At 72.6% G+C, this 25,622-nt stretch carries 27 protein-coding genes; 12 read left to right on the top strand and 15 right to left on the bottom strand.

Translation table 11 applies throughout. The features are described 5' to 3' along the window. Positions 1–27 precede the first annotated feature (27 nt). Positions 28–678, bottom strand: coding sequence for a fasciclin domain-containing protein (locus AC07A6_RS05330; RefSeq protein ID WP_478776168.1), 651 nt, complete (start codon positions 676–678; stop codon positions 28–30). Positions 679–746: 68 nt separating this feature from the next. Beyond that, positions 747–2,327 carry a molybdopterin-dependent oxidoreductase gene (locus tag AC07A6_RS05325; RefSeq protein WP_478776167.1) on the bottom strand — a complete coding sequence of 527 codons (1,581 nt, stop codon included), beginning with the start codon at positions 2,325–2,327 and terminating at the stop codon, positions 747–749. A 368-nt stretch (positions 2,328–2,695) separates the two neighbouring features. Here AC07A6_RS05325 and sigK point away from each other — a divergent pair, with 368 nt between their 5' ends. After that, positions 2,696–3,283 carry an ECF RNA polymerase sigma factor SigK gene (gene sigK / locus AC07A6_RS05320; protein ID WP_478776272.1) on the top strand — a complete coding sequence of 196 codons (588 nt, stop codon included), beginning with the start codon at positions 2,696–2,698 and terminating at the stop codon, positions 3,281–3,283. Continuing rightward, on the top strand, positions 3,280–4,029 hold the full coding sequence (locus AC07A6_RS05315; protein ID WP_478776166.1) for an anti-sigma factor: 750 nt from the start codon (positions 3,280–3,282) through the stop codon (positions 4,027–4,029). Before sigK ends, AC07A6_RS05315 begins: the two co-directional genes overlap by 4 nt. Here the strand turns inward: AC07A6_RS05315 and AC07A6_RS05310 are convergent. Then, the gene (locus tag AC07A6_RS05310) at positions 3,979–4,644 is read right to left on the bottom strand and encodes a GNAT family N-acetyltransferase (RefSeq protein WP_478776165.1); all 666 of its coding nucleotides are present in this window, start codon (positions 4,642–4,644) and stop codon (positions 3,979–3,981) included. The two genes, AC07A6_RS05315 and AC07A6_RS05310, sit on opposite strands and share 51 nt — an antisense overlap. 182 nt (positions 4,645–4,826) lie before the next feature. On the opposite strand from AC07A6_RS05310, the gene AC07A6_RS05305 reads away from it, so the two are divergent. From AC07A6_RS05305 to AC07A6_RS05260, 10 genes are read left to right on the top strand one after another with little or no spacing between them, the layout of a single operon-like run. Next, entirely contained in the window at positions 4,827–6,113 is a 1,287-nt protein-coding gene (locus tag AC07A6_RS05305) for an ATP-grasp domain-containing protein (RefSeq protein WP_478776164.1), read from the top strand. Beyond that, positions 6,110–6,943 carry a Rossmann-like domain-containing protein gene (locus tag AC07A6_RS05300; RefSeq protein ID WP_478776163.1) on the top strand — a complete coding sequence of 278 codons (834 nt, stop codon included), beginning with the start codon at positions 6,110–6,112 and terminating at the stop codon, positions 6,941–6,943. Before AC07A6_RS05305 ends, AC07A6_RS05300 begins: the two co-directional genes overlap by 4 nt. Next, positions 6,940–8,061 carry a PLP-dependent cysteine synthase family protein gene (locus tag AC07A6_RS05295; RefSeq protein ID WP_478776162.1) on the top strand — a complete coding sequence of 374 codons (1,122 nt, stop codon included), beginning with the start codon at positions 6,940–6,942 and terminating at the stop codon, positions 8,059–8,061. The genes AC07A6_RS05300 and AC07A6_RS05295 overlap by 4 nt, the downstream gene beginning before the upstream one ends. Further along, the gene (locus tag AC07A6_RS05290) at positions 8,058–9,116 is read left to right on the top strand and encodes a dipeptide epimerase (RefSeq protein ID WP_478776161.1); all 1,059 of its coding nucleotides are present in this window, start codon (positions 8,058–8,060) and stop codon (positions 9,114–9,116) included. The genes AC07A6_RS05295 and AC07A6_RS05290 overlap by 4 nt, the downstream gene beginning before the upstream one ends. Beyond that, on the top strand, positions 9,113–10,390 hold the full coding sequence (locus AC07A6_RS05285; RefSeq protein ID WP_478776160.1) for an MFS transporter: 1,278 nt from the start codon (positions 9,113–9,115) through the stop codon (positions 10,388–10,390). Before AC07A6_RS05290 ends, AC07A6_RS05285 begins: the two co-directional genes overlap by 4 nt. Further along, positions 10,387–11,208: a class I SAM-dependent methyltransferase gene (locus tag AC07A6_RS05280; RefSeq protein ID WP_478776159.1), complete on the top strand. Its 822-nt coding sequence runs from the start codon at positions 10,387–10,389 to the stop codon at positions 11,206–11,208. The genes AC07A6_RS05285 and AC07A6_RS05280 overlap by 4 nt, the downstream gene beginning before the upstream one ends. Beyond that, positions 11,205–12,770: an ABC transporter substrate-binding protein gene (locus AC07A6_RS05275; RefSeq protein ID WP_478776158.1), complete on the top strand. Its 1,566-nt coding sequence runs from the start codon at positions 11,205–11,207 to the stop codon at positions 12,768–12,770. The genes AC07A6_RS05280 and AC07A6_RS05275 overlap by 4 nt, the downstream gene beginning before the upstream one ends. Continuing rightward, positions 12,758–13,714 (top strand): ABC transporter permease, encoded by a 957-nt coding sequence (locus AC07A6_RS05270; protein WP_478776271.1) that lies wholly within the window; start codon positions 12,758–12,760, stop codon positions 13,712–13,714. The genes AC07A6_RS05275 and AC07A6_RS05270 overlap by 13 nt, the downstream gene beginning before the upstream one ends. Next, complete coding sequence (locus AC07A6_RS05265; protein WP_362465062.1) at positions 13,711–14,520, top strand: ABC transporter permease; 810 nt, start codon at positions 13,711–13,713, stop codon at positions 14,518–14,520. Before AC07A6_RS05270 ends, AC07A6_RS05265 begins: the two co-directional genes overlap by 4 nt. After that, on the top strand, positions 14,517–16,016 hold the full coding sequence (locus AC07A6_RS05260) for an ABC transporter ATP-binding protein (RefSeq protein WP_478776157.1): 1,500 nt from the start codon (positions 14,517–14,519) through the stop codon (positions 16,014–16,016). The genes AC07A6_RS05265 and AC07A6_RS05260 overlap by 4 nt, the downstream gene beginning before the upstream one ends. A 23-nt stretch (positions 16,017–16,039) precedes the next feature. On the opposite strand, the gene AC07A6_RS05255 is transcribed toward AC07A6_RS05260, so the two are convergent. The 12 genes from AC07A6_RS05255 to rpmB all read right to left on the bottom strand — a co-directional run bounded on the left by AC07A6_RS05255 (position 16,040) and on the right by rpmB (position 25,453). Continuing rightward, positions 16,040–16,795 carry a class I SAM-dependent methyltransferase gene (locus AC07A6_RS05255; RefSeq protein WP_478776156.1) on the bottom strand — a complete coding sequence of 252 codons (756 nt, stop codon included), beginning with the start codon at positions 16,793–16,795 and terminating at the stop codon, positions 16,040–16,042. A 48-nt stretch (positions 16,796–16,843) separates the two neighbouring features. Then, entirely contained in the window at positions 16,844–18,043 is a 1,200-nt protein-coding gene (locus AC07A6_RS05250; protein WP_478776155.1) for an aminotransferase class V-fold PLP-dependent enzyme, read from the bottom strand. A gap of 1 nt (position 18,044) precedes the next feature. After that, positions 18,045–19,364, bottom strand: coding sequence for a pyridoxal-phosphate dependent enzyme (locus tag AC07A6_RS05245; protein WP_478776154.1), 1,320 nt, complete (start codon positions 19,362–19,364; stop codon positions 18,045–18,047). Further along, entirely contained in the window at positions 19,361–20,827 is a 1,467-nt protein-coding gene (locus AC07A6_RS05240) for a type III PLP-dependent enzyme domain-containing protein (protein WP_478776153.1), read from the bottom strand. Before AC07A6_RS05240 ends, AC07A6_RS05245 begins: the two co-directional genes overlap by 4 nt. A 142-nt stretch (positions 20,828–20,969) precedes the next feature. Next, the gene (locus AC07A6_RS05235; protein ID WP_478776152.1) at positions 20,970–21,521 is read right to left on the bottom strand and encodes an N-acetyltransferase family protein; all 552 of its coding nucleotides are present in this window, start codon (positions 21,519–21,521) and stop codon (positions 20,970–20,972) included. 56 nt (positions 21,522–21,577) lie between these two features. Continuing rightward, on the bottom strand, positions 21,578–21,814 hold the full coding sequence (gene rpsR, locus AC07A6_RS05230; RefSeq protein ID WP_478776151.1) for a 30S ribosomal protein S18: 237 nt from the start codon (positions 21,812–21,814) through the stop codon (positions 21,578–21,580). 60 nt (positions 21,815–21,874) lie between these two features. Then, a complete protein-coding gene (locus AC07A6_RS05225; RefSeq protein WP_478776270.1) occupies positions 21,875–22,987 on the bottom strand; it encodes a CobW family GTP-binding protein in 1,113 nt (370 codons plus the stop codon). A gap of 26 nt (positions 22,988–23,013) precedes the next feature. Further along, a complete protein-coding gene (locus AC07A6_RS05220; RefSeq protein ID WP_030843780.1) occupies positions 23,014–23,262 on the bottom strand; it encodes a type B 50S ribosomal protein L31 in 249 nt (82 codons plus the stop codon). A gap of 122 nt (positions 23,263–23,384) precedes the next feature. Beyond that, the gene (locus AC07A6_RS05215) at positions 23,385–24,569 is read right to left on the bottom strand and encodes a GTP-binding protein (protein WP_478776150.1); all 1,185 of its coding nucleotides are present in this window, start codon (positions 24,567–24,569) and stop codon (positions 23,385–23,387) included. 4 nt (positions 24,570–24,573) lie between these two features. Further along, complete coding sequence (gene rpmF, locus AC07A6_RS05210) at positions 24,574–24,744, bottom strand: 50S ribosomal protein L32 (RefSeq protein ID WP_007267665.1); 171 nt, start codon at positions 24,742–24,744, stop codon at positions 24,574–24,576. 167 nt (positions 24,745–24,911) lie between these two features. After that, positions 24,912–25,217 carry a 30S ribosomal protein S14 gene (gene rpsN / locus AC07A6_RS05205; RefSeq protein ID WP_478776149.1) on the bottom strand — a complete coding sequence of 102 codons (306 nt, stop codon included), beginning with the start codon at positions 25,215–25,217 and terminating at the stop codon, positions 24,912–24,914. Continuing rightward, positions 25,217–25,453, bottom strand: coding sequence for a 50S ribosomal protein L28 (gene rpmB, locus AC07A6_RS05200; RefSeq protein ID WP_362465035.1), 237 nt, complete (start codon positions 25,451–25,453; stop codon positions 25,217–25,219). The genes rpsN and rpmB overlap by 1 nt, the downstream gene beginning before the upstream one ends. Positions 25,454–25,622: the final 169 nt, after the last annotated feature.

Here is a 25,622-nt window from a genome sequence, read left to right as displayed (position 1 = left end):
CGTCGTCCGGGCGGAAGCCGTAGGCCGCTACTTCGGCATGAGGACGGTGTCGATGATGTAGACGTCGGCGTTGGCGGTCTTCACGTTGCCGCAGACCACGGAAGCGGTGCCGTTGACCTTGTAGGAATCGCCGGAGCCGGCGGTGGTGACCATGCCCTTCTGGAGGGTCTCGAAGGAGCCGTTCTCCAGCTGCTTCGGGGTGAGCCGCCGGCCGACGACGTGGTACGTGAGGATCTTGGTGAGCGTCGCCTTGTCGGCGAGGACCTTGTCGAGGTCGGCCTTCGGGATCTTGGCGAAGGCGTCGTTGGTCGGGGCGAAGACGGTGATGTCCTTGGCGTTGTTGAGGGTGTCGACGAGGCCTGCCTGCTTGACGGCGGAGACCAGGGTGGACAGGGCCGGGTTGTTGGAGGCGGCCGTGGCGACCGGGTCCTTGGCCATGCCGTCGAAGGAACCGGCGCCCTCCTTGGGCACGCCGGCACAGGCCGGGCCGAAGGGCTGGTCGCCGGTCACCGCGGTGTCCGCCGGGGTGCTCTCACCGGTCCTGGCCTGGTCCCCGGCCGCCGCGCTGGGGGCGGCCTCGGTGTCGCTGCCGGAATCGGAGCAGGCGGCGAGGGTGAACGGCAGCAGGGCGGCCGCGGCCGCGGCAATGGCGGTACGGCGGATCTTCATGGTGTTCATGCCGGTTTCTCCTTGAAGGGGTTCCTGCGGGTGATGTGAACGGGCCGGCCCGGGGGCAGGTCCGGTGGTCAGGGGACGGTGACGAAGACGCTGTGCCGGCCGGTCGCCCCGTCGGGGACGGTGCGGGCGCGCTCCTCCGTCTGCACGGTTCCGGTGCCGTCGGTGGCGCGGACGGTGATGGTGTGTCCGCCGGGGGAGGCCTGCCAGGGCCAGGACCACTGCCGCCAGGTGTCGACGGTGTCCTGCGCGGCGAGTTCGGCTTCCTGCCAGGGGCCGTCGTCGACGCGGACCTCGACGCGGGTGATGCCGCGGTGCTGGGCCCAGGCGACGCCGGCGATCACGACGGTGCCGGCGGTGGGGCGGGCGAAGGGCTTGGGGGTGTCGATGCGGGCCTGCGTCTTGACCGGTGCCCGGCGGGCCCACTTGCGCTTGACCCAGTACGGGTCGTAGGCGTCGAAGGTGGTGAGCTCGATGCCGGTGATCCACTTGCAGGCGGATACGTAGCCGTAAAGGCCCGGTACGAGCATCCGGACGGGAAAACCGTGCTCGAACGGCAGCGGCTCGCCGTTCATGCCGACGGCGAGCATCGCGTCGCGGCCGTCCATGACGTCCTCGACCGGCGAGCCGAGGGTCATGCCGTCCACCGAGCGGGCCACCAGCTGGTCGGCCCTCCCGCCCTTCGACGGCGGCCTGACGCCGCACTCGGCGAGGAGGGTGGCGAGGGGGACCCCCAGCCAGCGGGCGTTGCCGACGTAGGGGCGGCCCACCTCGTTGGACACACACGTGAGGGTGATGTCGCGTTCGATCAGCGGGCGGGCGAGGAGCTGGTCGAGGGTGTACGCGCGGGTTCGGGTGACGCCGGTGCCGTGGATCTTCAGCCGCCAGGTGCCGGCGTCCACCCTGGGGACCACCAGGGCGGTGTCGACGCGGTAGAAGTCCCGGTTCGGCGTGGTGAAGGCGCTGATACCGGGCACCTTCAGCCGGGCCCCGGCCGGGACCGCAGCGGCCGGAGAGACGGGTGCCGGCAGGACGAGGGCGTCACGGGAGGCAACCGCGCCCTGGCCCTGTCGGCCGGCGAGGAACCGGCCGAGTGCACCCGCGGACGTGGCCGCGGCGGTGGTGACCGCTGCCGCCGTCAGGAAGCCCCGCCTGCTCCATCCGGCCCCGCCGCTCCGGCCTTCGGCCGCCGCGGGGGCGGCCCCGGACGCCAGCAGGCCGAGGGCGAGCGCGCCCGCAACCCCTCCGGCGAGCGAGGGGAGCACGTCACCGACACCGGTGGAGTCCGGCCGGTTCAGGGCAGCGGCAGCGCCGACGAACCCGAAGAACAGGACACCCGCGGCGGCAGCGCGGCGGTGGCGCAGGCTGAGCATGCCCAGGGCCATGGCGATGACGGCGAGAACCACGAGGATCCCGAGCTGCAGGACGGTCTTGTCGTTCTCCCCGAACGTACGGATCGCGAAGTCCTTGACCGCGGCCGGCGTCCGGTCGATCACCGCCCCGCCCACCACGGTCACCGGACCCGCGGTCGGCCGCAGCAGCCCGGCCGTCAGCTCGGAGACGGCGAGCGCTGTGAACGCGGCGAGGAGGCCGGCAGGCACGCCCGCGGCGGCGCGGATGGGGATGGTGCGGAAGCGACTCACACCCGGCATTCGGCGGCACCCGCCTGGCGGATTGGTCCCACACCCGAAAGAGTGACCTGCTCGCCTCACGTGCCCCGGGCAGGGAAGTGGCACCAGGGCGCAGCCGGCGGCGTGCTCCTGGTTCCTTCCGGGTATACGGCGGCCGCCTCAGGGCCGCCGCATGCGCGCGGGTGACGAAACGCCCTCCCATCCGCACGCCCGTCCGCTACGAAGAACTGCTGACACGCCCACCCGCTCCGGCGGCCGGGACGCCCTCGTGGCGGCCCGGCCCTGTCCGGGCAGAAGGAGTCAAGGACCGGCATGCGATGGACGACCCGCCCCCCGACGGCCGCACCCGGCCACCTCTTCGCCTCCTCGCCGCGGCCGGAGCGGCGCCGGTGAACCAGCCCATCCCCTTCGGTGCCGGCCCAACCGAGGGGCGCGGCGATCTGGTCGAGGTCATGCGGGACGTCGCCCACGGCGACAAACAGGCCTTCTCAGTCCTCTACGACGCCCTCGCACCCCTGGTGTTCGGGATCGTGATCAAAGTCGTACGCGACCGGGCCCAGTCCGAGGAGGTCGCCCAGGAGGTCATGATCGACCTGTGGCGGCAGGCCGCCCGCTACCGCCCCGACGCCGGCAGCGTCACCACCTGGGCCGCGACCATCGCCCACCGACGGGCGGTGGACCGGGTCCGCTCCGCCCAGGCCGCCACCGACCGCGAGCAGGCCCAGGCCGCCCGCGAGCACACCACCGCTTTCGACGAGGTCGCCGAACAGGTCGAAACCCGCCTGGAGAACGAACAGGTACGCCGCTGCCTGCGCGGCCTGACCGAACTCCAGCGCCAGGCCGTGACCCTGGCCTACTACAGGGGGCTCACCTACCGTGAAGTCGCCGAAGCCCTGCGCACACCGCTTCCCACCATCAAGACACGCATGCGCGACGGGCTCATCCGGCTCCGCGACTGCATGGGGGTGACCACATGAACCACCACACGTCCGACGCGCACACCCTTGCCGCCGGCTACGCCCTCGGCGCCCTCGGCCCCGCCGAACGCAAGGACTTCGAAGCCCACCTGGAGGTGTGCGAGGCGTGCAGGCAGGAGGCCGCGGAGTTCGGGGCGACCGCGGCACGCCTGGCGGCAGCGGCCTCCCAGCCGCCGCCGGCGGCACTCAAGCCGCAGGTCATGGCCGCCATCGACGGCGTACGCCAGCTGCCCCCGCGCGTCCCCTCCACCGCCTCCGCACCCGCCGTCCGCGGCATCCTGCGCCGCAGGGCCCTGCCGCTGGCGCTGGCCGCGAGTGTGGCCGCTGCCGCCCTCGGCGGCGTCGCGGTGTGGCAGGCCCGGAACGGAGAGGACCTCAGGCAGCAGGCCCGCCAGGCGCAGCGGCAACTGGACGAGGTCAGCAGCGTCCTGGCCGCGCCCGATGCCCGCACCGTTCACGGACGGGCCGCCAACGGGGCCCTGACCACCGTCGTCGCCTCCGACCGCCGGAACAAGGCCGTGTTCACCGCCGGCAACCTTCCCGCGCCCGGAGCCGGCAAGACCTACCAGCTGTGGCTCGCCCACGGGAGCACCATGCGCCCGGCCGGATTCATCGACCACGACGGCACGGTCGTCCTCAGCGGGAACCCGGCCGACGCGGGTGCGGTCGGCCTCACCCTCGAACCCGCCGGAGGATCACCCCAGCCCACGACCGCCCCCCTGGTCCTGATGACCCTTCCCACCTGACCCGCAGGCCCCGCCCGCCGCCGCGAAGTACGGGTGCCCGTATCGCTCGGTGGCCGCCACGGGGATCGGGATCTCGAAGTGGACCGTCCCGTAGCCGCCGTGCTCGCCGGTCGTGCGGGCGTCGCAGACCTCGTCGGCCATGCTGCGCCAGAAGGCTTCCGCGCCCGGGATGTCGACGTTCGTGTGCAGGTAGACCGTGTCGTAGCCGGGGATGCCGGCGGCGAACTCGCAGGCCGTCCTGACCATGGCGCGGGCCAGGCCGTGCCTGCGGTGGTCCGGGCGTACGTACACCCGTAGGAGCTGCGCCGTGCGCCCGGAGGGGTAGCGCTCGGTGAGCCAGTGCGGGTGCGGGGGGTGCGCGGGGCCGCGGGAGTTGAGTGCGGTGGTGCCGACCACTTCTCCGCCCAGGACCGCCACGACGAGGGTGTGGCGCGGGTGCGTGAGGTAGGTGGCGGTGATGTCGACGACGTCGTCGTGCCACTGGGGTACGTACCCGTAGTCGAACTCCCGGTAGAAGGTGTCGAGCATGACGCTCCGGGCGCCCGGCACGTCCTCGGGCCTGGCGTGCCGCACCAGGTACGGCCCGATCTCTTGCTCGGTCGTCAGGTCTCTCACGGCTCGATGGCTCCCTTCCGGCGCTCCGGTCTCGTGAGCGGCACGCTACCTGAAAACCACTCTATTGGAAATGAAAACGATTTCGGGTAGCTTCCTCCTCGGTTCGGTGCGGACGCCTCCCGTCAGGCCTCCGCTTCGCAGGTATGCCCCACGGTCGTGGCGGCATGGTGAGAGGAAGTCCTTTGGCGCATCTGCTGGTTGTCGAGAGCTGGGTGGGGTCGATGAGCAGGCTGCTGCCCAGGGCGATCGGGGAGGGCGGACACGAGTTCACCTTCGTCACGCGGGACCTGCACCACTACCTGCGAGGCGCCGGGCCCGACGGCCCGCACCCGCTGCTGGCCGCGCGCAACATCGTCACCGCGGACACCAACGACATGGACGAGCTGCTGCCCCACCTGGAACGCCTGCACGCCGTGCTCGCCTTCGACGGGGTCGTCTCCTCCTGCGACTACTACCTCCCGGCCGTGGCCCGGATCGCCGGCCGGCTGGGACTGCCCGGCCCGGCCGTCGAAGCCGTCGAGGGAGCCTGCCGCAAGGACCTGACCCGCCGGGCACTGGCCGAGGCGGGCGTACCCGGCCCCCGCTTCGCGCTCTGTACGGACACGGCGCAGGCCGCAGCGGCCGCCCGGGAGATCGGCTACCCCCTGGTGGTCAAGCCCGTGGACCTGTGCGCCGGGATGCTGGTCCGCGAGGTCCGTGACGAGCGGGAACTGGAGCTCGCCTGCCGGGCGCTGGCCGAGTTCCCGGTCAACGCGCGCGGGCAGGACCGTACGCCCTCCGTCCTCCTCGAAGAACTGCTCACCGGACCCGAGGTCAGCGTCGAGACCGTCTCCTTCGGCGGGGCCGTCGGCGTGGTCGGCGTCACGGACAAGAGCATCGGCGGGGCGCCCGCCTTCATCGAGACCGGGCACATGTTCCCGGCGGGCATCGCGCCGCAGACGGAGCGGGAGGCGGTCGACACGGCTGTGGCCGCGCTGAAGGCCCTCGGCCTGGACCGCGTGGTCTGCCACACCGAGATCAAACTGACGTCCGACGGCCCCAAGGTGGTCGAGGTCAACCCCCGGCCCGCCGGCAACCGGATCACCGAACTGGTCCGGCACGTGACGGGCGTCGACCTGGCCGCCGCCTGCGTCGACGTCGCCCTCGGCCGCGTGCCCGACCTCACGCCGCGCCCGACCGGAGTGCACAGCGCCGCCATCGCCTTCCTGCTCCCCGACGCCACCGGCACCCTCACCGGCATCCAGGGCGCCGACGAGGTCCGGGCGCAGCCCGGGGTGCTGGAGCTCACCCTCGCCGAGCCGGGCCGTGCGGTACGCGCCGCGACCAGCAACAACGAGTACCTCGGCCACGTCATGACGGCCGACACCCTGGGCGGCGGCGCCCGCGAGGCCGCCGAGCGGCTCATCGCGCACCTCCGCCCCACGTTCGAGGAGCAGGGTGCCGTGCTGCCGTCGGTGGTGTCCGCATGACCGCTCCCACCCTGCGCGAGCCCGCCGTGCGCACCGTCGACCAGCTCATCCAGGAGGTGTGGAAAAGGAGCTACGGACCCGACCCCGCCCGGGAACGCATCGCGCTCGCCTTCACCACCGCCCAGGCGGTCCGGCACTCCGGCCGCAGCAGCGGATACCGCAACGAGGTGCTCAGCCTGCGCCTGGACGCGGCCGTCGGGTCCTGCGCCGTGGAGCCGGGAGCGCTGCCGGCGGCCGCACTCGACGACTGCGTCGGGGCATCCGTGGCCGAACTCCTCGGCCACCCGCTGCTTCCCGTGCGGGTCGCCGCACTCGACGCGTACCTGAGCCGGGTACGCCCCCACACGCCCGAACACGGCGCCCGCCCCTACGCCCTCCCGGCCGGCAGCTCCCTGCACCGGTCCAGGGCCCGCGCCCGCGCCGTGGCCGATCTGCTTCCGGCGGCCGGGATCCGGCGGGTCCTCGTCATCGGCGTGGTCAACTCCCTGCTGGAACAGCTGCGCGAGCGCGGCACCGGATACGTGCCCTGCGACCTCAAGGGCGGCACCACCGAATGGGGCGAGCCCGTACGGACCGACGCCCTCGCGGAGCTGGAGCACTGCGACGCCGTCCTCGCCTCCGGCATGACCCTCGGGAACGGAACCTTCCAGCCGCTGCTCGACCACGCCGCCGCCACCGGGAAGCCCCTGGTCATGTTCGCGCAGACCGGCAGCGCGGTCCTCCCGCGCTTCCTGGGCGCCGGGGTCAGCGCCGTGTCCGCCGAGCCCTACCCCTTCTTCTGGCTCGACGGCGGCCCGGGAGTCATCCACCGCTACGGAGGCACCCGGTGACCCTCGCACCCCTGCTGCACCGCCCGGCGGCCCGCAGCGCCAACCCTGAACTGCTGACGCTGGTCGGCCGTACCCCGATCGCCCGGATCCGCACGGAACTGCCCTACGCCCACCCCGGCTTCTGGGCCAAGCTCGAATGCCTCGGCGCCGGAGGGATGAAGGCGCGGTCCGCCGTGTCCATGCTGCGCGGAGCCCGACAGCGCGGCGAACTCAGCCCGGGCGCCACCGTGGTCGAATCCACCTCCGGAACCCTGGGGGTCGGTCTCGCCTTCGCCGGCCAGGCACTCGGCCACCCCGTCGTCCTCGTCGGCGACCGCGAACTCGAACCGTCCATGAGACAGTTGCTCCGCGCGTACGGCGCCCAGCTGGAGCTGGTGGAGCGGCCGGCCCCCGAGGGCGGCTGGCAGGCCGCCCGGATCGCCCGGCTCCGCGAAGTCCTGGCCCGGATCCCGGACGCCTACTGGCCCGACCAGTACAACAACCCGGACAACGCGGCCGGATACCGCTCCATGGCCGCCGAACTCTGCGGGCAGCTCGACCACCTGGACGTCCTGGTGTGCAGCGTCGGCACCGGCGGCCACAGCGCCGGACTGGTCGGCCCGCTGCGCCGCCGCTGGCCCCGCCTGAAGGTGATCGGCGTCGACTCCGTCGGCTCGGCCATCTTCGGCCAGCCGGCCAGGCCCCGCCTCATGCGCGGACTCGGCAGCAGCATCCACCCGTGCAACGTCGCCCACCACGCCTTCGACGAGGTCCACTGGGTGGGCCCGGCCGAAGCCGTCGACGCCTGCCGCAGGCTCGCCCGTACCGGTTTCGTCAGCGGCGGCTGGAGCACCGGAGCCGTCGCCCTGGTCTCCGCCTGGGCCTCCCGCGTCGAGGCCGGCGCAGTCGTCGCGACGGTCTTCCCCGACGGCCCGCACCGCTACCTCGGCACCGTCTACGACGACGACTTCTGCCACGCGCACGGCCTCGACCAGGCCGAACTGGCCGTGCGCCCCCTGGAGATCGCCCACCCGCACGCCACCGAGGCCGTCGGCTGGAGCCGCTGCCGCACCGTCCTCGACCCGCTCGCGGCCACCCGGCCGCACCTGCCCGCACCGGCCCGGGGAGGAGCCGCATGAGACTCACCTGGCACACCACCGGGCTGGAACTGGCCGAACCGCTGCGGATCTCCCGCTCGGTGATGGCCCGCCGCGACGCGGTCTGGATCGCGATCGAACACGGCGGCATGACCGGCTGGGGCGAGGTGGTCAGCAGCGACTACCTCGGCCTGCCCACCGCACGCATCGTGCGGCACCTCACCACGGCGCGCCCCGCCGTCGAACGGCTCCCCGACCCCGAAACCGCGTGGCACGCGCACACCGCCGACTCGCTGCCCGGCTCGTCCGAGCTGCCGGCGGGCGTGCTCGCCGGACTGGAGGCGGCCCTGCTCGACCTGGTCGGCAAGCGGGCCGGCCGGCCCGTACACCACCTGCTGGGGACGCACACCGCGCCGGCCGCGCAGACGACCCGTACGATCGGCATCACCGCGCCCGTACCGGCCGCCGCCCAGGCGGCCCGGCTCGCCGTGAGCGGCTTCACCGCACTCAAGGTCAAAGCGGGATCCCCCGATCCGGCCGAGGACCTCGCGCGCGTGGAAGCCGTACGCACGGGCGCCCCGGAGGCGAGCCTGCTGCTCGACCCCAACGGAGCGTGGACCGAACGCCAGGCCCTCGACCTGCTGCCGCGCTTCGCCGACCTCGGGGTCACCGCCGTGGAACAGCCCATCGCACCCGGCACCCCCGACGCGCTCGCCCGCGTGGCCAAGGAGTCACCGGTCCCCGTCATCGCCGACGAGGACGCCGTCTCCTACGCGGACGCCGTCGCCCTCGCCGGACTCGTCCACGGCGTCAACGTCAAGCTCGCCAAGTGCGGCGGGGTACGGGCCGCCCTGCGCATCCACGAAGCCCTGCGCGGCAGCGGCACCGACCTCATGCTCGGCTGCCTCACCGCCAGCTCACTCGGCATCGCACCCGCCGTGCACCTCGCCGACCGGGCCCGCTGGGTCGACCTCGACGGCCACCTGCTGCTCGCCGACGACCCGTGGACCGGCATCTGCGGAACCGACGGCACCGTACGGGCCGCCGACCGGGCCGGACTCGGCGTCCGGCGCACCCACATGGCGGTCGTACGGTGAAGATCCTCGGATCGATGCGGAGCTTCCCCCTCGCCGTACGACTGCTCCTGGTCAACCAGCTCGGTGTCAACACCGGCTTCTACCTCCTCATCCCCTACCTCGCCACCCACCTCACCGACGACCTGGGGCTCTCGGCCGCCGTCGTCGGCGTGGTCCTGGGCCTGCGCAACCTCAGCCAGCAGGGACTGTTCCTCATCGGCGGATCGGCCGCCGACCGGCTCGGCGCACGCGGGGTGATCATCACGGGCTGCGCCCTGCGCACGGTGGGATTCGGGCTGTTCGCCCTCGGCGACAGCCTGCCGCTGCTGATCGGCGCGTCCATACTCAGCGGGCTCGCGGGGGCCCTGTTCAACCCCGCCGTGCGGACGTACGTCGCCCAGGAGGCGGGCGATCGCAAGGCCGAGGCCTTCGCCCTCTTCAACGTCTTCGCCACCACGGGAGCACTGCTCGGCCCCCTGCTCGGCACCCTCCTGCTGCTCGTGGACTTCCGGGCCGCCGCCGTCACCGCGGCCGGCGTGTTCGCCGTCCTGACCCTCGCCCAGCTGCTGGTGCTGCCCGCCCGCGAGGTCCCCGCCCCCGACACCGGAGTCCTCACCGACTGGCGCGAAGCCGCGGGAAACCGCCGGTTCCTGGCCTTCTCCCTCGCCATGGTCGGCATGTACGGCCTGGAGAACCAGCTCTACCTGCTGCTGCCCCGCGCGGCCACCGACGCCTCCGGCTGGAGCGGCTCGGTCGGCCTGCTCTTCCTCGCCGGGACCGTCGCCAACCTCCTGTTCCAGCTGCGCATCACCCGAGCCCTGAAGACCCGGGGGACCAGGGCGCGCTGGATCGCCACCGGCCTGGGCCTCATGGGCCTCGGATTCCTGCCCCCGATGCTCGTGGCGGGCCCCGCCACCGCCCACCCGCTGCGCCTCCTGCCGGTGCTCGCCGGGGCCCTGCTGCTGCACCTCGGCGTGATGATCGCCCAGCCCTTCGTCATGGAGCTGATACCGGCCTTCGGCCGGGCGAACCTGACCGGCACGTTCTACGGCCTCTTCTACGCCGTCTCCGGCCTCGCGGCCGCAGTCGGCAGCGCCGCCATCGGCTGGTCCATGGACACCGCCGGCCACACCGGCCTGACCTGGCTGCCCTACGGCTGCTGCCTCGCCCTGGGCGCGGCCTCGGCCGCCGCCGTCACAGACCTCCAGCGACGACGCCTCCTGCCCGTAGGGCGGACACCCGACGTGACGACGGCCCCCGCCCTCCCCGACCGTCCCCGAAGCGAGACCCGATGACAGCCGCCACCGGCAACAACCTGCTCACCGACCACCCCGAGCTCTACGAGGAACGCTTCCCCGACCCCGAACGGCTCGCCGCCCGCTGGACCGAGCACGTACTGGCCCGCCACGAGGCCGGACCCCGCGTACTCGACGTCGGCTGCGGCACCGGCCGCGACGCCGCCTGGCTGCATCACCGGGCCGGCCGCGAAGTCACCGGCATCGACACCTCGCAGGCCATGCTGTCCCACGCGGGCACGCACCACCCCGGGCCCGGCTACCACCTGGCCGGCATGCGCGACTTCGACCTCGGAGCCACCTTCGACGCGATCGTCTGCCTGGACAGCGCCCTGCTCTACTGCCACACCAACGAGGACCTCACCGCCTTCCTGACCCGCTGCCGGGCCCACCTCACCCCCGGCGGGCTGCTCGTCGCCGAAATGCGCAACGGAGCCTTCTTCCTCGGCAACACCGAGCTCCTCGACGGCCCGCGCACGGCCTCCTTCGCCCGGCACGGCACCACGTACACCTCCCGCACCACCCTGTGGATCGACCACGGCGCACAACTCCTGCGCCGCCGAAGGACCTGGACCGCCGACGACGGCTCGCCCCCGGAGGAGCAGCACTCCGCCTGGAGACTCCTCTTCCCCCAGGAGCTCCGGTACTTCCTCGCCACCGCCGGGTTCGAGGTCCTCGCGCTGTACGACGGCCCCGGCCCCCGCACCGAACCGCCGTGGAGCGAAGGCGAGGCACCGCACGGGACCACGAGTTCCGACCGCCTCCACCTCATCGCCCGGCTCATGCCCCACCCCAGCAACGGAGACACTCCCGCATGAACGACGCCCGATCCAGCCTCGCCCGCAGAGGCTTCCTCATCGCCACGGGCGCCACCGCCCTCGCCTTCACCGCCGCGTGCGGCACCGGCTCCACCACCCCCGACGCCGAGAACGCGGCCGAAGGGGCTCCCCAGCGGGGCGGCCGGCTGCGCGCCGCCTTCGCCGGCGGCGGCGCCAACGAGACCCTCGACCCGCACGCCGCCAACCTGTTCGTCGACGCCGCCCGCGCGAAGGCACTCTTCGACAAGCTCGCCGACTTCGGCGCCGACCTCGCCGCCGTCCCCAGGCTCGCCGAACGCTGGGAGCCCAACGACACCCTCGACACCTGGCGCATCACCCTGCGCAAGGCCGCCTTCCACGACGGAAAGCCGGTCACCGCCGAGGACGTCCTCTACAGCTACCGCCGGATCGCGGACCCCAAGGGCACCTTCCGCGCCAAGGCGTCCCTGGAGCCGATCGACCTCGACGCCAGCCGCGCCGTGGATCCGTCCACCGTCGAGTTCAAGCTGAAGCGCCCGTACGCCGAATTCCCCAACGTCCTCGCCGCGTTCGGCGCGTACATCGTCCCCAAGGACGCCGCCGCCTTCGACAAGCCGGTCGGATCCGGCCCGTTCACCTTCGTCTCCTTCAAGCCGGGCAGCTCCCTCGTCGTCAAGCGCAACGACGCCTACTGGGAGGGTGCCCCACACCTGGACGAGCTCGAATTCGTCGTCGCCGGGGAGGAGTCGGCACGCGTCAGCGCCCTGCTCGGCGGCCAGGTCGAGTACGCCCACGAACTGAACCCGGCCACCGCCCGCACCCACGAGGGCAAGGGCAAGATCGAGATCATCCGCCTCCCGGGCAGCGCGATGCAGGGCTTCGTCATGAAGACCGACCGGCCGCCGTTCAACGACCCGCGGGTCCGCCAGGCCTTCTTCCTCATCGCCGACCGCAAGGAACTCGTCGACGGAGCCCTCTCCGGCGCCGGCGAGATCGGCAACGACCTCTTCGGCAAGGGCTACCAGTACTACCCCGCCGGCCTCCCGCAGCGCACCCAGGACCTCGACAAGGCCCGCGCCCTGCTCAAGGAGGCCGGGGCCGAGGGGCTCAAGGTCACCCTCGACACCGCCCCCGCCGCCACGGGCTTCGTCGAGGCCGCCGGCATCTTCAAGGAGCAGGCCGCCAAGGCCGGAGTCACCGTCGAGATCAAGGTCGGCAACAAGGACACCTACTGGAAGGACGTCCTGAACAACGGCACCTTCGCCTCCTACCGGTCGGGCGCCATGCCCATCGAGTCCCACATCTCCCAGCGGCTGCTGACCGGCTCCACCACCAACGCCACCAAGTGGCAGCAGAAGGACTTCGACGACCTCTACCAGCAGGCCCAGTCCACCCGCGACACCACGCAGCGCGCCGCCCTCTACGAGCGGATGCAGCGTCGGCTGTACGACGAGGGCGGCTTCCTGATCTGGGGCTTCGCCGACTGGATCATCGCCACCACGCCCAAGGTGCACGGGGTGTCCAAGACGGCCCCCGCCAACACCCTCGACTGGGCCCGCTTCGACAAGATCTGGCTCGCGTGACACCGCACCTCTCCTGGACCGGCCGCCGCCTGCTCCTCGGCCTGGGGCAGACGGCGGCCGTCGTCCTGTTCGTCTTCGCCCTCACCGAAGCGCTGCCCGGTGACGCGGCCGTCGCCCTCGCCGGGGACCAGCCCGACCCCGCCCGCATCGCACGCATCCGCGAGACGATGGGTCTGGACCGGCCCGCCGCCGACCGCCTCGCCGACTGGGCCGCCGGCCTCCTGCACGGCGACCTCGGCACCTCCCTGATCAGCGGACGGCCCGTCACCGGCTACCTGACCGCGGGACTCGGCCCCACCCTCCTCCTCGCCGTGGCCACCGTCGCCCTGCTCGTCCCGCTCTCCGTGGGGCTCGGGGTCCTGGCCGCCCGCCGCGAGGGAGGCCCGCTCGACCGGACCGTCAGCGCCCTGACCCTCGCCGTGCACGCCGTACCGGAATTCGCCGTCGGGGTCCTGCTCGCCACGCTCTTCGGACTGTGGCTGGGCTGGCTGCCGCCCACTGCCGTCGGCGCCGACCCCTTCACCGAGCCCGCCGTCCTGGTCCTGCCCGTCGTCGTGCTGCTGTCCCGGCCCGTGTGCACCATCAGCCGCCTCGTACGCGCCGGGATGATCGACGCCATGGCATCGCCGTACGTGGCCCAGGCACGTCGCTACGGCATCTCCGCCGCCCGGATCACCTGGACCCACGCCCTGCCGGGCGCACTCGCCCCCGCGACCCAGCAACTGGCCCGCACCTGCGACTGGCTCCTCAGCGGAGTGATCGTCGTGGAGGCCCTGTTCGTGATCCCGGGCCTCGGCACCGTGCTCATAGAGGCCGTCGCGGCCCGTGACATCCCGGTCGTCCAGGGCATGGCCGTGGTCTTCGGCACCGTCACCGTCCTGGTCAACCTCGCCGCGGACCTGGCCGCCCGCCGCTTCGCACCCCGGTCCGAGGCGGCGGCGTGACACACAGACCGACGAGATCCCCCCTCGCACTCGCACTCATCGTGGTGCCCGTCCTCCTCGCACTGCTCGGACCGCTCGTGGCCGGTCCGGCCGGCCCCCGCTCGGTCTCCTTCTCCTCAGGCGGCGGACACTGGCTCGGCACCGACTTCAGCGGACGCGACGTGTGGCAGCAGGTGCTCCTCGGCGGCCGCTCCGTCGTCCTCGTGGCGATCGCGGCCACCGCCCTCGCCTACCTCGTCGCCGTACCCCTGGGCCTCACCGCGGCCCTCACCCGCCGTACCTGGCTGGAGGAGGCACTGATGCGGCCCCTGGACGTGGTCATCGCGGTCCCCTCCCTCCTGCTGGTGCTGCTCGTCGCGGCCACCCTCACGCCCGGACCCGCCGGACTGACCGTCCTGGTCGCACTGGCCGCCGTACCGGACGCGGCACGCGTCGTGCACGCGGCGGCGGTGGAGGTCTCCTCCCGGCCGGCCGTCGAAGCGCTGCGCATGCAGGGCGAAACCTGGTGGCGGACGGCCATCGGCTACGTGGCCCGCTCCGTGCGCCGCACCCTCGCCGCCGATGCCGGCATCCGGCTCACCGGAGCCCTCTACCTGGTCGCGACCGCCGCCTTCCTCGGCGTGGGAGTCCAGCCCGACGCCTCCGACTGGGCGGTGATGGTCGACCGGAACCGCACCGGACTCTTCCTCCAGCCGTGGGCCGTGGTCGTGCCCGCCGTGCTCATCGCGGCCCTGTCGATGGGCACCAACCTCCTGTTCGACGCCGCCCTCCAACGGCACACACCCCGGAAGGGAGCGACGCGATGACCCTCGTCGCGGAAGTGCGGGACCTGCGCGTGGAGATCGGCGGGCGGGCGATCGTCGACGGCGTGAGCCTCGCCGCGCACACGGGCAGGATCACCGCCGTGATCGGCCCGTCGGGCAGCGGCAAGACCACCACCGGGCTCGCCCTCCTGGGCGAGTACCCGGCCGGCGCCGTCGTCGACGGCGAGGTCCGCACACCCGCGGGTCCCGTCGGATACGTCCCCCAGCACCCGGCCGGGGCCCTCAACCCCGCCCGCCGGGTGGGCGCGCTCCTCACGGACATCGCCGCCCGCCAAGGAGGGGACCGCCGCGATCGCCGGCGCCGTGTCGAAGACGCCTTGCGGCTCGCCCGGATCCCGGACCCGCGGACCGTGCTGCGCCGCTTTCCCCACCAGCTCTCCGGCGGCCAGCAGCAGCGGGTCGTACTGGCCCAGGCGCTGCTGCTGGGCGCCCGGGTCATCGTCGCCGACGAACCCACCACCGGGCAGGACGCCCTCACCAAACAGGGCGTCGTGGCGGAGCTGGCGGCCGTGGCCGCGCAGGGCATCGCCGTCGTCCTGCTCAGCCACGACCTGGACGTCGTACGGGAGCTGGCCGACGAGGTCGTGGTGATGCGGGCCGGGCGGGTCGTGGACCGCGGGCCCGCCCCGTCGGTCCTGGAAAGCCTCGAACCGGACCGGTCGTACGCCGGACGGACGCCACGCCCACGGGGACCCGTGCGTCTGGAGACGCGGAACCTGACCGCCCGGCACCTCACCGCACGAGGGAGGTCCGTGGCGCTGACCGGCATCGGAATGTCGGTCGCGGCAGGGGAGTGCCTGGCCCTCGTCGGCCGGTCCGGCAGCGGCAAGACCACCCTCGGACGCTGCCTGGCGGGACTGCACCGCGCGTACGAGGGCACGGTCCTGCTCGACGGGGCTCCGCTGCCGCGCAGCCTGCGCTCCCGAAGCCGGGCGGAGCTGGGCGCCGTGCAGTACGTGTTCCAGGACCCGAAGGCCGCCTTCGACGAGCACCGCCCGGTCCTCGACCAGGTCGCCCGCAGCGCCGTGCGGCTGAGGGGCGCGGCCCCGGCGGACGCGCGCAGTACGGCCCTGGACACCCTCGGCGAGTTCGGACTCGACGAGGCCCTTGCGGGGCGGAGGCCCGGAGGGCTGTCCGGCGGCGAACTCCAGCGCGCGGCCCTGGCCCGGGCCCTGCTGGCCGGGCCGCGGGTCCTGATCTGCGACGAGATCACCTCCGGCCTCGACACGGACGCCCGGGCCACCGTCCTCGACGTCCTCGCCCGGCTCGGGGAACGCGACGGACTCGGCCTGGTGTTCATCACCCACGATCTGTCGGCCGCCGGAGCCCTCGCGGACCGGATCGCCGTCCTCGACTCCGGGCGCATCGTCGAGACCGCTCCGACCGGAGAACTGCTCGCGATGCCGCGGCACGCGATCACGAAGGAGCTGCTGGCGGCCGCGTGGACGGCACTCCCGGGCGGTGTGCCGAGGCACTGAGCCGCCGCTCGACCGGGCCGTGCTCAGCGCACGGCCACCAGAACCTGGCTGTTGCCGAACTGCCAGACGGTTCCGGCATGCCCGAACCCCGCCTCGCGCAGAAGCTCGATGTGGCCGGAGACGGAGAGGTCGTTGCCCTCGCAGTGGGGGTGGCCGCGCTCTCCCGTCCGTTCGGGCAGTGCGGAGAGTTCGGGGTCGGCCGTCGCGCCGGCCCACCAGGACTCCCAGTCCTCCTGTGCGAGCGTCTGACACCGCCCGGACCGGCGCCGGCCGATCTCCTGGGCGAGGTCGTGGATGACCGCGGAGTCGGGGCCGATGTGGTCGCCGTTGACGAACACTCCACCGGGACGCAGCCGTTCGGCCAGCCCGCGGTACACCTCGTGCAGGGTTCCTTCTCCCAGGTAGTGCAGGGCGGTGGCCGACACGGCCGCGTCCAGTGGCCGGTCCAGGGCCAGGGCGTCGAGCCAGCCCTCGGCCCCGATCGTCACCTCGACGTAGCGCAGGGCGGTGCCGTAGTGGGCCCGGCCCAGTTCCAGCAGGAGCGGGTCGGCGTCCACGGCCCATACCTCGGCCGTCGGCAGGCGCGCGGCGAGGCGGGCGGCCAGCGCTCCCGGCCCGCTGCCCAGGTCCACGATCAGCGGGGCGGGGCGGTCGCGCGCGAGGTGCTCGACCACGTCCGCGATGACCGTGAACCGCTCCTCGCGGTCGATCGCGTAGCGCTGCTGCTGGCTCTCCCAGCGCTCGACCCACTGCGCGGCCACCGTTGTGCTCATGCCCATCGTGATCGGACTGCCTCCGTCGCCGCACTCTCGCCCTGCTCATGAAAATCATTGCAGCTCGGTGAGCAGGGTCAGCAACTCCCTCACCTCTTCGGGTGTGTTGTAGACGTGCAGACTGACGCGCACGGAGCCGTCGCGTACACTCCGCCCGGCCTGGCAATGGTCGTCGGAGCGCACCATGAAACCGCGGCTGAAGAGGATGAACCCCAGGTCCTGGGCACTGATCTCCCGGTGCCGGAAGGTCACGATGCTGCTCCGGCGCTGCACGGCGGAGTCCGCCGCGAGGCTGGTCCGGCAGCCGAGCACCTCGTACGCGTCCAGTCTGCTCAGCCCGTCGGTGAGCAGCGACGCCAACGCCGTGGTCCAGCGTTCGATGCGGTCGGTGCCCGCGGCGTCCAGCCAGTCGAGGGCGGCCGCCAGACTCGCGATCCCCACGGTGTTCGGGGTGCCCCGCCAGCCGCCGGGACGGAAGGCGGGGCCGCGCAGTCCACGCGCCCAGACGGCGCCCGTTCCGGGCAGGGCGAGTGCCTTGTGCCCCGAGAAGACCAGGAAGTCCACGTCCAGGCCCGCCGCGGACACCGGCAGGTGCCCGACGCTCTGCGCCGCGTCCAGGCAGATGGCCACGTCCGGACCGACGGCCTCGCGGATGCGGTGCACGTTCATGTCGGCGCCGTATACGTGGTGCACATGGGTGGCGGCCACCAGCCGGGTGCGCGGCCCGGCCGCCCGGGCGAGGGCCTGCGGATCGTAGTCACCGGAGCCCTGCCGGCACGGCAGCTCCCGTACGAGGATCCGCACGCCCTGCCGGGCCAGCAGGTCCCGGGCCTCCAGCCAGGGCGCGAGGTTCGCCTGGTGGTCCGCGTACGGGACGACGATCTCGTCACCGTCCTCGACGAGCCCCGGCAGCCAGTCCCGTGCCACCGTGCGCAGCCCCTCGGAGGCCCCGCTCGTGAAGTGGACCGACGAGCGTTCCGGGACCGGATCGCCGAGGAACTCCTTCACCCGGTCGCGGGTCCGCTCCACCAGGGAGGTCGTGCTGTTCGCCCACGGGTAGGAGCCCCGTCCGGCGTTGGCGTTGGCCGTCGTGAGGTAGGCCTGCACGGCGTCGAGGACCGCTCGCGGCTTCTGCGAGGTGGCGGCGCTGTCCAGGTACGCCAGCCCCGGATTGCCGGCCACGATGGGGAACTGGGCGCGCAGCGGACGCTGCCAGGAGGCGAGGGACTCCAGTTCGGCTGCCGGGTCTTCCATGTCAGTCCCGGACCAGGGGTGCGCCCGCGTCCCGCCAGGCGACGATGCCGCCGGCCAGGCTCCGGACGTCGGGATGCCCCATGCGGGTCAGCAGGGCCGTGTACCGGGCGGACTTCTCGCCGACCGGGCACGCCAGCAGCACCGGCCGAGTCGTGCTGAAGGGCATTCCGGTCCGTACGAGTTCGTCGAAGAGCTCGTCGACGATGTTGACGGAGCCGTCGATGTGCAGGGCGGCGTACGCGAACGGCCCGCGCAGGTCGACCACGAGCGGGGATCCGGTCCCGATCCACTTCCGGGCCTCGTCGACGCCGATGGCGGTGACCCGGCTCAGCTCCGCCGCGGTCACGGTGGTCAGCGAGTTCCTGACGGCCGGGCGGCCGAACAGATCGGGCCGGCGCGCCCGGACGTAGCCCAGGTAGCTCTCCGCCCGGTCGCAGACGATGAAGACGGCCGTGCGGCGCTCCGTCAGCCCGGCGTCCAGCGGGCGGAGGTGGCGTACGGCGCCCAGGTAGGCGGCTCCGCCGGTGGGACCGGCGAGCAGCGCGCAGCGGCGCAGCAGGGTCACCATCCCCTCGATGGCCTCGTCCGCGCCGACGGTCTCGACGGCGTCGTAGACGGCGGGATCGAAGAGGCCGACCTCCTGCACCTCGTCAGCCGTCCGGATGCCCGGGATGAAGTCGGACTTCTCCCCGACCAGCCCGATGACGCGCACGGCCGGGTCGTGGGCGCGCAGCGCGGAGGCGACGCCGGTGGACGACCCGGCCGTGCCCACGCAGGCGATGAACCAGTCCGGGGCGCGTCCGTCCAGGTCCGCGATGATCTCGGGCCCCGTCCCGTGCGCGTGGGCCTCGGCGTTCAGCGGGTTGAAGTACTGGTCGGTGTGGAGATGGGGGCTGCCGGGCCGGCTGAGCCGCTGGTGGAAGACGGTCAGCGGATCGTCGGTGGCGGTCGGGTCGAGGCATTCGCTCTGCCCGGGCAGCTCCTCGATGTCGGCGCCCAGCAACAGGAGGAGGTCCTTGACCTCCGGGATGCGCATCCGGTTGGTGACGCTCTTGAACGGCAGCCCGTGCAGGCCGGCGATGAGTGCCAGGGCCTTGGCGGTGTTCCCGCTGGACAGCTCGACGATCGTCTCGCCGCGCGCGGCCGCCCCCGCCAGCCCAGCGCGGACCATGTTCCAGGCGGCCCGGTCCTTGAGGGAGCCGAAGGGATTGAGCATCTCCAGCTTGGCGTACAGGTCGATGTTGCGCAGCCCGTGCACGTGCGGATCTATGCGGACCAGCGGGGTGTTCCCGATGGCTTCCGTGATGCTGTCGTACCTCATGCCCGTTGTCCCCCCGTTTCCGAGACCGGCCAGTACTGCTCGTCGAGACACCAGCGCCAGGAACCGCCCTCCTCTCTGGCCGCGACCCTGCGGGCCGAGGGCTGCTGCTGGGCCGCGGTGGCCGTGAAGTCCATGCAGTACCCGGCCGTGTTGGGGAAGGCGAGGAGGTCGCCGGGCTGCGGCAGGCCGGGCAGGAACACCGTCCGGCGGGTGATCAGATCGGACTCCAGGCACAGGTTTCCCGCGAGGTGTACTCCGACGGGCGGACCGGCCGCGGGCGCGGTGCCGTCGCGGCGCAGCAGCACGGGGTCCATGAGGATGCCGTGCTCTTCCAGCCCGACGTCGCCCGAGTTCACGGCGAGCCGCACCACGGCCGGACCGTCGCCCGCCGCCCTCACCTCCAGCACTCTGCCCAGGGTGACCCCGCACTGGTCGACCAGGGCGCGCCCGGGTTCGGCGTACAGATCGCACAGGCTCTCCAGCAGCAGCGTGCCCAGCGGACGGCCGAGGCCGGGAGCGGGACAGGCCAGGAGCTCGTCCAGGTATCCGGCCCCCGCGACGGGGCGGAAGGCGGGGTAGAGGCCCAGTGCCCCCTTGAGGGTGCCGCTCTCGGCGCGCAGACCGTATCCGTGTCCGCCCCGGGTCATGGGGGAGCGCCTGCCCAGTACGGCCTGGGTGAGGGCGCTCGTGTAGCGCTCCCACTGGTCCGCGTGGGCCAGGTAGCTGATGCCGAAGCCGCCGCCGACGTCGACCGCCCGCGGCTGGAACCCGCGCAGCCTCAGCTCCTCCACGGCGAGCAGGCAGCCTTCGAGCGCGGTCGCCTTCTCGTCGAGGCTGGTGGTGTCGAGGTGGTAGCCGACTCCGATCGGCTCCAGTTGCTCCCTGTGGGAATCCAGGGTGTCGAGGAGGTGGCCGAGGGCCTTGAAGGAGGTGCCGAACCGGCTCGCGCGGGAGAGCGTTCTGGCACCGGAGGTCTCGAACTCGGACAGGCGCAGCAGGACGCGCAACCGCGGCAGGCCGTGACTCCGGACGAATCCGGCGGCCTCGGCCAGCTCGCCGGGCCCGTCGGCATTGACTATCGCGCCGGATCGTGCGGCCAGCCAGAGGAACTCCGGGTCTTTCGGGCCGGTCGCCATCACCCTGTCGGCGGTGAAACCGGAGCCGAGCGCGTGCTGCAGTTCGCCGAGGGAGGCCGCGTCGAGGCCCGCTCCGGTCGTCGTGAGGCGGCGTACCAGAGCGCTCGACCGGTTCGCCTTGTGCGCGAAGAAGATCCGGCCCGAGAGCTGATGCCCGCGCAGTACGGAGCGGAACGCACCCAGATTCAGAGCGATCTGATCAGGGAGCACCACATTGAGCGGTGATCCGAGCGCGTCCACGAGTGACCGCAGGAAGGAGCCCGACCGCAGGAGCGACGCCATCGCCGCGCTGAGCCGAGGTTCCAGGTACAAAGGCGCTTCGCTCATGCCGGCTGTGCCTCCCCGACGAGGAATGCAGGCTTGTTCTCAGCGTTCGTTCGTACAACTTGCCTCCATCATGGGCCCCCTCTGTGCCGACTCTCCAGGGGACGGGCCGGATCCGCTCCGGCATCGGCCGGAACAGGCCGGTTCACAGGCTGATGCTCATGAGGATGTCGTCACGGTCGTCTCCCGGCGCCACGCGCAGCGCACCCGGCCAACGGCCCACCTCCACCCACCCGAGCCTCCCGTAGAACTCCTCCAGGCCGAGTCCCGCCCGGGCGCTGAGCTGGAGCCGCTCCAGGCCCATCTCCTCGCGGGCGACCACCCGCACGCGCTCCATCAGCGCGACGCCGATCCCCCGGCCGCGGAAACCCGGACGGGTCTGGAGGTGGTTGACCACCCCGCAGTGCGCGACCAGCGGGTGCGGGTCGCGCCGGAGGACGAGCCAGCCCGCGAGGGTGTCCCCGTAGGCCGCCATGAGGATGCGGCTGCCTGCCGGATCGAGCCCGGCGACGAGCCTTTCCACGGCCGGGGCCACCTCGCGTGCACTGACCGGCGGCATCGGCAGATCGGCCGCGATCACCGCACCGCCCGTGTTGACCACGGCCACCCAGCAGTCGGTCAGTTGCCGCTTCAGGCCGGCGGACAGCGCGTCGGGCCGGGTCGCCTGGAGGAACCGGGGGGCCTCGGGGATCGCCATGCCGATCAGCCTGCCAGACGACCGGGGGCGGCGGCGGAGGGGCGCACGGGCGTCCCCTATCGGCCGGCGTACGGGAGCAGGGCCATCTCGCGGGCGTTCTTGACGGCCTGTGCGAGCCGGCGCTGCTGCTGCGCCGTGACACGGGTGACCCGGCGGCTGCGGATCTTGCCCCGGTCGGAGATGAACTTGCGGAGCAGGTCGGTGTCCTTGTAGTCGATGTACGTGATTCCGGCGACGTCCAGCGGGTTGGGGCGGGACTTCAGCGGCTTGCTGGGGGAGGGGCGGCGGGCCATGTGTGTTCCTCGGGGTACGGGGGTGGAGTTGCGGGCTGTCGGTGAGTGGGGGCGCAGGGGTCAGGAAACAGAGTCGAGCAACGGGCCGAAGGCGGCGGGGAGCTTTTTCCACGCTTCCCGCCCGGCCGTGTACTCGGCTTCGGTCAGGAGACAGGAGTCCAGGAGCTGTTCGATCCCGTGGCGGTCGAGGCCCGGCGAGGTGAAGACCAGGTGCTGGCAGCAGTCGCCGTGCTCGGGGTCCCAGTCGAGGGCGGCCGCGGCCTGGCGCATGGCGGGGACCAGATCCCAGGCGGCGTCGGGGAGCGAGGCCAGCCAGGGGCCGGCGTTCTCCACACAGAGCGCTCCGCCGGCCGCGTCCCAGGCGAGGAGGGTGTCGGGACGGTCGGCGAGCCAGAACCGGCCGCGGCTGCGGGCCGCGGCGCACGTCAGGTCCTCCAGGGCCTGGTAGAGCCGCTCGGGGTGGAACGGCCGGCGGCGCTGCCACACGAGCGTTGCCACTCCGGCCTCGTCGGCCTCCTGGGGGAGGAGGGCGCAGGCGGGGTGCTGGGCGGCGGCGGCCGTCTCCACGTCGAATCCGGCGAACGCCAGGCGGGTGAGTTCGCTGGAGCCGGTGGGCACCTGGCGCGCGGTCGGGTGCAGCTGGGCGAGCAGGGCCCGGTCCTCGTCGTCGGCCTCCTCGCTGTCGGCGATCGCGAGGACCGGAGCGTATTCGAGCTGTCGGGCCCAGGTGTCCCCGACGGTCCGCTGGTCGGTGGCCGCGGCGGCGAGTCCGGCCTCGGCGAGGTCGTCCCCGTTGCCGAGGCAGGGCAGGACGAGCGCGGGGTCGACCGCGGTGATCACGTTGGTGAGTTCCAGCACGTCACCGGCGTGGGCGGCGACGACCTCGGCCATCGCCCTGGGCTCGACGGAGTCCCAGAGTTCCACCACGGCCAGGCGGGTCAGGCCGCCGGCGGCCAGCCGCTCCAGCTCGGGGACGAGGTCCTCGCGCAGCGCGCAGCAGGCGCAGTCGTTGACCAGCGGAGTCTCCTCGGAGGACATCAGGCCCCCCGAATCGCGCAGTGTGCGGAGCACGTTGCCTTCGGCAGCCGAGGACAGGTCGTGGTGCAGGGCGATGCTTCCCGGCACGGCACGCAGCAGGTCCTCGACGGTCTCCTTGCGCGCGTCGGCGTGCATGCCGCCGACGATCACGACGGGGAGGCTCACTTGCGCCCTCCGTAGCGGCGCTCGAAGCGTTCGACGCGTCCCGCGGTGTCCAGGACACGGGCGGTGCCCGTGTAGAAGGGGTGGCTCTGCGAGGAGATCTCGACGTCGATGACCGGGTAGGTGTTGCCGTCCTCCCACTCCACCGTCTTGTCACTGGTGGCGGTCGAACGGGTGAGGAAGGCGAAGTCGGCGGCCTTGTCGCGGAAGACGACGGGCCCGTAGGCGGGGTGTATTCCAGGCTTCATGGTGGCTCTCTCTGGAGGAGGAGGGGTCGGTTCTTGCGGGTGACGCAGGTGTCGGGCGCACTTCGCCGGTGAGGCCGGGCCGGACGGTGCCGTGGCTGCGACCACCGTCCGGCCCGGAGTCTTCAGGCGGCGGCGCCCACGGCCTGCTGGTGTTCGTGCTCGCAGGCGTCGTCGATCCCGTACGTCTCCCACTCCGGGAAGTCGTCCACGGCGGGCACGGCTTCGCCCGGGGCGAGGAGGCAGGCGGTGAGGGTTGCGCGCAGGGCGTCGGCGCGCAGGCCCGTGCCGATGAAGACGAGCTCCTGGCCCTGCGCGGTGTCCGGTCCGCGGGCGCCGGAAGGTTCGAAGCGGGCGACGGCGCCGGCCTGGGACCAGAGGCCGGTCACGCGGGGCCGGCTGGCGAGCCAGAAGAAGCCCTTGGACCGGAGGATCTGGCCGAAGGTGCCGCTGTCGAGGCCCTTGGTGACGAAGTTCCACAGGCGCACGGGGTGGAACGGGAGGTCGGCCCTGAAGACGAGGGAGGAGATTCCGTATTCCTCGGTCTCCGGGACGTGGTCGCCGTTGAGCTCCTTGACCCAGCCCGGCGCCTGCTGGGCGCGCTCGACGTCGAACAGCCCGGTGCCCAGTACCTGTTCGAGGAGCACCTGCCCGCGGACGGCGGGAACGATCCTCGCCTCGGGATTCAGCCGAGAGAGCGTCGCGCGCAGCCTGGCGACATCGGGCGGCCCCACCAGGTCGAGTTTGTTGAGGACGATGACGTCCGCGAACTCGATCTGGTCCATGAGGAGATCGCTGACCGTGCGCTCGTCGTCCTCGTACTGGTCGAGGCCGCGGGCGGTGAGCTCGTCGCCGCCGGTGAGTTCGGGCAGGAAGTTCGCCGCGTCCACGACGGTGACCATGGTGTCGAGGCGGGCGAGGTCCCCCAGGGTGGCGCCGTCGTCGCGCGGGAACGAGAACGTCGCCGCCACGGGCATCGGCTCGGAGATTCCGCTGGACTCGATCAGGAGGTAGTCGAAGCGGCCTTCGCGGGCCAGCCTGTCGACCTCCTCCAGGAGGTCGTCGCGCAGGGTGCAGCAGATGCACCCGTTGGTCATCTCGACCAGTCGCTCCTCGGTGCGCGACAGGGCCGCCCCGCCGCCGCGGACGAGTGCGGCGTCGATGTTGACCTCGCTCATGTCGTTGACGATGACCGCGACGCGCAGGCCCTCGCGATTGCCCAGTACGTGGTTGAGCAGGGTGGTCTTGCCGGCCCCGAGGAACCCGGACAGGACGGTGACCGGGAGCGGCGTGCTGGTCGTGCGTGCCACCGGTTCAGCCCTCGGGGCGCAGAAGGCCGCGTTCGTACGCCTTCACGAGCCGCTGCGGGACCTGGTACACGGAGCCGTCCACCGTGATCGGGACGAGCTGCGGCGTCGTGGCCTTCCACTGGGCCCGGCGGTGGCGGGTGTTGCTGCGGGACATCTTCCGCTTGGGGACGGCCATCGGAATCTCCTGTGAGGTGGGGAGCGTGCTGGACGCGAGCCTACATGAAAACGACGACCGTTTTCAATTAGGGTGGATCTCGCTCGTAGCAGTGCCCTCTGCCGGAGCACCCCACCGGGTCTGCGCGGTGGGGTGCGGTGCACGGCTGTGGCGTCACCTGGCTCGGATCACCAGGAGGACTTGGTCACTCCCGGAAGGAATCCGGCATGGGCCTGCCGGCGGGCGCGGACCCGGGAGAGCCCGAACTTGCGGAGGTAGCCGCGCGGGCGGCCGTCCACGCTGTCGCGGTTGCGCACGCGGGTGGCGCTGGCGTCGCGGGGCTGTCGCCGCAGCTCTGCGGCGGCGGCCTGCCGTTCGGTGTCGGCGGACGAGGGGCTGCCGATGATCGCCTTCAGCTCGGCGCGCCGGGCGGCGTACCGCTCGACGATCGCCTTCCGCTTCTCGTTCTGCGCGATCTTGCTCTTCTTCGCCATCAGACCTTGCCTCCGCGTGCCCGGATCCGGGCCACGGCCGCTTCGACGCCGATCGAGTCCACCGTCTTGATCGCCTTGGCGCTCAGGGTCAGGCGGACGTGGCGGCCTTCGCTGGGCAGCCAGTAGCGCTTGTGCTGGATGTTCGGGTCGAAGCGGCGCGACGTGCGCCGGTGGGAGTGGGAGATGTTGTTGCCGAACCCTGGCTTGGCGCCGGTCAGTTGGCAGTGGGCGGACATGGGCGGTACCCGTCTTTCTCTGGCCACTAGTTATTGGTAATGGAAATCATACCCATATAGTGGTGGTCGGCCGCCCCCGATCCCGGGCCTCGGGGGGGGGGGGGGGGGGGGGGGGGGGGGGGGGGGGGGGGGGGGGGGGGCACGTTTCCTGTTTTTTTGTTTTTCTCAT

The organism is Streptomyces sp. NPDC044002 (assembly GCF_056434525.1).
Note: the sequence above shows the minus strand (reverse complement) of the source record. Positions and strands in the feature narration are given on the sequence as shown.

Coding starts and splice junctions, on each gene's coding strand:
- AC07A6_RS05255 (WP_478776156.1), bottom strand. CDS start 16,795: ATGGGCATGAGCACAACGGTGGCCGCGCAGTGGGTCGAGCGCTGGGAG.
- AC07A6_RS05245 (WP_478776154.1), bottom strand. CDS start 19,364: ATGAGGTACGACAGCATCACGGAAGCCATCGGGAACACCCCGCTGGTC.
- AC07A6_RS05235 (WP_478776152.1), bottom strand. CDS start 21,521: ATGGCGATCCCCGAGGCCCCCCGGTTCCTCCAGGCGACCCGGCCCGAC.
- rpmB (WP_362465035.1), bottom strand. CDS start 25,453: ATGTCCGCCCACTGCCAACTGACCGGCGCCAAGCCAGGGTTCGGCAAC.
- AC07A6_RS05250 (WP_478776155.1), bottom strand. CDS start 18,043: ATGGAAGACCCGGCAGCCGAACTGGAGTCCCTCGCCTCCTGGCAGCGT.
- AC07A6_RS05290 (WP_478776161.1), top strand. CDS start 8,058: ATGAGACTCACCTGGCACACCACCGGGCTGGAACTGGCCGAACCGCTG.
- AC07A6_RS05220 (WP_030843780.1), bottom strand. CDS start 23,262: ATGAAGCCTGGAATACACCCCGCCTACGGGCCCGTCGTCTTCCGCGAC.
- AC07A6_RS05315 (WP_478776166.1), top strand. CDS start 3,280: ATGAACCACCACACGTCCGACGCGCACACCCTTGCCGCCGGCTACGCC.
- rpsN (WP_478776149.1), bottom strand. CDS start 25,217: ATGGCGAAGAAGAGCAAGATCGCGCAGAACGAGAAGCGGAAGGCGATC.
- AC07A6_RS05300 (WP_478776163.1), top strand. CDS start 6,110: ATGACCGCTCCCACCCTGCGCGAGCCCGCCGTGCGCACCGTCGACCAG.
- AC07A6_RS05275 (WP_478776158.1), top strand. CDS start 11,205: ATGAACGACGCCCGATCCAGCCTCGCCCGCAGAGGCTTCCTCATCGCC.
- AC07A6_RS05325 (WP_478776167.1), bottom strand. CDS start 2,327: ATGCCGGGTGTGAGTCGCTTCCGCACCATCCCCATCCGCGCCGCCGCG.
- AC07A6_RS05225 (WP_478776270.1), bottom strand. CDS start 22,987: ATGCACGCCGACGCGCGCAAGGAGACCGTCGAGGACCTGCTGCGTGCC.
- AC07A6_RS05260 (WP_478776157.1), top strand. CDS start 14,517: ATGACCCTCGTCGCGGAAGTGCGGGACCTGCGCGTGGAGATCGGCGGG.
- rpsR (WP_478776151.1), bottom strand. CDS start 21,814: ATGGCCCGCCGCCCCTCCCCCAGCAAGCCGCTGAAGTCCCGCCCCAAC.
- AC07A6_RS05280 (WP_478776159.1), top strand. CDS start 10,387: ATGACAGCCGCCACCGGCAACAACCTGCTCACCGACCACCCCGAGCTC.
- AC07A6_RS05240 (WP_478776153.1), bottom strand. CDS start 20,827: ATGAGCGAAGCGCCTTTGTACCTGGAACCTCGGCTCAGCGCGGCGATG.
- AC07A6_RS05330 (WP_478776168.1), bottom strand. CDS start 678: ATGAACACCATGAAGATCCGCCGTACCGCCATTGCCGCGGCCGCGGCC.
- rpmF (WP_007267665.1), bottom strand. CDS start 24,744: ATGGCCGTCCCCAAGCGGAAGATGTCCCGCAGCAACACCCGCCACCGC.